At 60.4% G+C, this 3,757-nt stretch carries 2 protein-coding genes and 1 pseudogene; all 3 read left to right on the top strand.

The genetic code is table 11. The annotated features are described in order from the left end of the window. A pseudogene (locus tag BSU04_RS33360) lies at positions 1-549 on the top strand (amino acid decarboxylase); the annotation flags it as partial. Between the two features lie 114 nt (positions 550-663). Then, positions 664-2,994, top strand: a complete 2,331-nt coding sequence (locus BSU04_RS33355; RefSeq protein ID WP_089164543.1) for an Orn/Lys/Arg decarboxylase N-terminal domain-containing protein — start codon at positions 664-666, stop codon at positions 2,992-2,994. Then, on the top strand, positions 2,946-3,757 hold an 812-nt coding region (locus tag BSU04_RS33350), incomplete at its 3' end, for an amino acid permease (protein WP_256983646.1). The genes BSU04_RS33355 and BSU04_RS33350, both read left to right, overlap by 49 nt.

Genomic DNA, 3,757 nt, shown 5'->3' with positions numbered 1-3,757 from the left:
TTCCTGCTAACGCCTGCGGTCGAGCCTGGCAAGAGTGCTTCCTTGATCTCCCATCTGGTCGGGTTCAAGACGCTATACGACACGGACGCTCCTCTTGAGGACGTGTTACCGACGACGCTTGCGCGCTACCCGGAGCGATATAGCGGCTACACGCTCCAGCGACTGTGCGATGAGATGCACCAGTTCTATCGCGAGCGCAACGTCACGGAGCTGCAGCGCCTGTGCTTTCGCAGCGAGCACTTCCCGAAACAGGCAATGTCGGTGCAGCAGGCCACAGAGGCGTTCGTGGGCAACCGCGTCGACTACTTGCCGCTCGCGAAGTGTCAGGGGCGGATCGCGGCAGTGCTCGCGCTCATCTACCCGCCCGGCATCGGCATTGTTGTACCAGGCGAGCGTTTTGACGAGCGGGCGCAACCGATGCTCGACTATTTTCTCGTCTTCGAGGAGGCGTTCAACCGCTTTCCTGGCTTTGAGTTTGAGGTACAGGGCGTCTACGCCGACGATGTCGACGGGAAGGTCGTGCTCCATACCTACGTTGTGAAGGAATAGGCATGTTGATCGACGACACCTGCGCCTTCAGATTGGTGAACGTTTCACCCACTGCACCGGGACCGACCACAAGGCGGCGTTCGCGTCACGCCGTGCGACGCACAAGGAGCATTCATGCATGATGTCCCGGGAATCCTGTTCGATCGTCGCGTGCTGGTGGTCCATAACGGGATGAATGAAGTCAGCGCCGCAGGCCGCGCCACTGCCGCGTTGGTCCGGGATCTGCAAGCGCGCGGCATCAGTGTCATCGACGCCGTTTCGCTGCGCGAAGCGCAAGCGCAGATCGCGACCCATGCGTTATTGCAAGCGGTGCTGATCGATTGGGAGCTCGAGGGGACGTCGGGGCATGGAAGTGCACGCAGTGTCATCGCCACCGTGCGTGGACGCGCTGCACGGTTGCCAGTGTTCCTCCTTGCTGCGAGCGGCTCACTCGCGGAAGTGCCTGCTGAGACCCTCGAGGCTGTCAACGACTACATCTGGCTGTTCGAGGATACGCCCGACTTCGTCGGTGGGCGCGTTGCTGCCGCGATCGATCGCTACCGGGACACGTTGCTGCCACCGATGTTCAAGGCGTTAGCGACCTTCGCCGGCACCTATGAGTATTCGTGGCACACCCCGGGACACAGCGGGGGCACGGCCTTTCTCAAACACCCAGCCGGGCGCGCGTTTTATGAGTTTTTTGGCGAAGAATTGTTTCGGTCTGATCTGTCGATTTCTGTTGGCGAACTGGGTTCGCTTCTCGACCACTCGGGCCCGATCGGCGAAGCGGAGCGCAATGCTGCGCGGGTGTTCGGCGCGGATCGCACGTATTTCGTCACCAACGGCTCTTCCACCTCGAACCGTGTAATCCTGATGGCAAGCGTGACGCGCGATCAAATCGCTTTGTGCGACCGAAACTGTCACAAGTCGGTCGAGCACGCGATGACCCTCTCCGGCGCGATCCCGACTTACTTGATGCCTTCGCGTAACTACCTCGGCCTCATCGGACCCATTCCCTCGCAACATCTCGAGCCGGGCGCCATCCGTGATCGTATCGGAGCCAATGCGCTCGTTACGGAGGGTATTAATCGAGAGCCGCTCCACGCGGTAATAACGAATTCGACCTACGATGGCCTCTGCTATAACGTGGAGCACGTCGTACAGCTGCTCGGGCTGTCCGTGGATCGGCTCCATTTCGACGAAGCGTGGTACGGCTACGCGCGGTTCAACCCGCTCTACGCCGGTCGCTTCGCGATGCACGGTAACCCTGCCGAGTCGTCTGGGGACGGCCCGACGATTTTCGCGACACAGTCGACCCACAAGTTGCTGGCGGCGCTGTCGCAGGCGTCCTACATTCACGTACGCGACGGGCGCCGGCCAATCGATCATGAGCGATTCAATCTGGCGTTCATGATGCATGCGTCGACGTCGCCGCAGTACGCGATCATTGCGTCGAACGACGTTGCTGCTGCGATGATGGATGGCCCATCGGGCGAGGCGCTGACCGGCGAGTCGATCCGCGAAGCAGTGGCTTTTCGGCAGACGCTGGCGCGGCTTCACGCTGAATTCCAAGCCAAGGGCAGTTGGTTCTGCAACGCGTGGCAGCCGGACACCGTTGCTGACGTTCAGAGCGGCAAGACGATACCGTTCCACGAGGCCGATCCGGAAATTCTCGCGCGCGACCCGAACGCATGGGTGCTGCGTCCGGGTGAGTCGTGGCATGGGTTTGCCGACCTTGAGGACGGGTATTGCATGCTGGACCCGATCAAGGTGTCGGTCGTGACACCCGGTATGGAACGTGACGGCACGTTGATGTCCGAGGGAATCCCGGCCGCATTGCTCGCTGCCTACCTCGACGCACAAGGCATTGTCGTGGAGAAGACCACGGACTTCACTAGCCTGTTCCTGTTTTCGATGGGCATCACGCGTGGAAAATGGGGCACGCTGATCAATGCGCTACTCGGATTTCATCGCGACGTGCTCGCCAACACGCCGCTCGCTCAGGCTATCCCGGCTCTCGTCGCGGCGCACCCGGCACACTACGGCACGCTTGGCCTTGCCGATCTCGCCAAGGCGCTATTCGCAGCGGTGAAGAAGTATCGGACCACCGAGCTCCTTCACGCAAGCTTTGGCTCGTTGCCCACGGCAGTCTTGTCACCGGTGCAGGCTTATGAGCGTGTTGTCAATAACGACGTCGAATTGCTGACGCTCGACCAGATGGCGGGGCGCACGGTTGCCACGGGCGTGGTCCCGTATCCACCCGGAATTCCTTTGATGATGCCCGGTGAAAATGCAGGCGATGCCCAGGGCCCGTTGCTCGGCTACCTCAAGGCACTCGAAGCGTTCGACGCCGAAATGCCGGGTTTCGCCCACGACACGCACGGTGTCGAGGTTGAAGCCGGACAGTACCGAATCTTATGCGTGAAGCAATCACATCCGACCCGGCCTGCAACTCCCAATCGCTGAAAGGTAAAACAATGGCTGACTCGAAAGCGACCTCGAAAAACAACAAGAAGCTTGGGCTAGTCGCAATGACGATGCTCGTCGTCAGTGCGATGGTCGGCGGGGGCGTTTTCAACTTACCGCAGAACATGCCCCAGTTCGCCTCGCTGGGCGCCGTTATCATTGCGTGGGTCGTGTCCGGGCTCGGCATCTTCTTCCTGGCCAGAACCCTCCAGGTGTTGGCAGACATCAAGCCTGAGCTGACGTCCGGGATCTACATGTACTCGCGCAGCGGTTTCGGCAAGTACGCTGGGTTTCAGATCGCCTGGGGTTACTGGCTGTCGTCGGCCTTTGGTAACGTAGGCTTCGGCGTACTGCTGATGGACACGCTGAATGCGTTTTTTCCGCCGTATTTCAAGGGTGGCAATACCTGGCAAGCAGTCGCGCTCGCGTCAGTCCTGTTCTGGATCATGAACTGGCTGGTGCTGCGGGGCATCAAGGGCGCGGCGGCTCTCAATATCATCGGTACTATTGCCAAGTTCATCCCGATCGCGTTCTTCATACTGATCGTCGCGTTCTCGATGAAAGCGGGGCTGTGGGGCAGCGACTTCTGGGGCCATGTCAGCGCTACGCAGTCCGCAGGCAAGCCGCTCGGCAGCCTGCTCGCTCAGGTGAAGAGCACGATGCTGGTGACACTGTGGGTCTTTATCGGAATCGAAGGTGCGGTGGTTATGTCCGACCGATCCGATGCGAAGACCGTTAGCAGGGCAACGCTGCTGGGCTTCCT

The sequence above is a fragment of the Caballeronia sordidicola genome (assembly GCF_002220365.1).
GTDB lineage: Bacteria > Pseudomonadota > Gammaproteobacteria > Burkholderiales > Burkholderiaceae > Caballeronia > Caballeronia sordidicola_C.
The sequence above is the reverse complement of the archived record's forward strand: the minus strand, read 5'-3'. Positions and strand labels throughout refer to the sequence as shown.

What these genes read in the sequence shown, in the direction of transcription:
- BSU04_RS33355 (WP_089164543.1), top strand. Translation starts at nt 664, where the DNA reads ATGCATGATGTCCCGGGAATCCTGTTCGATCGTCGCGTGCTGGTGGTC.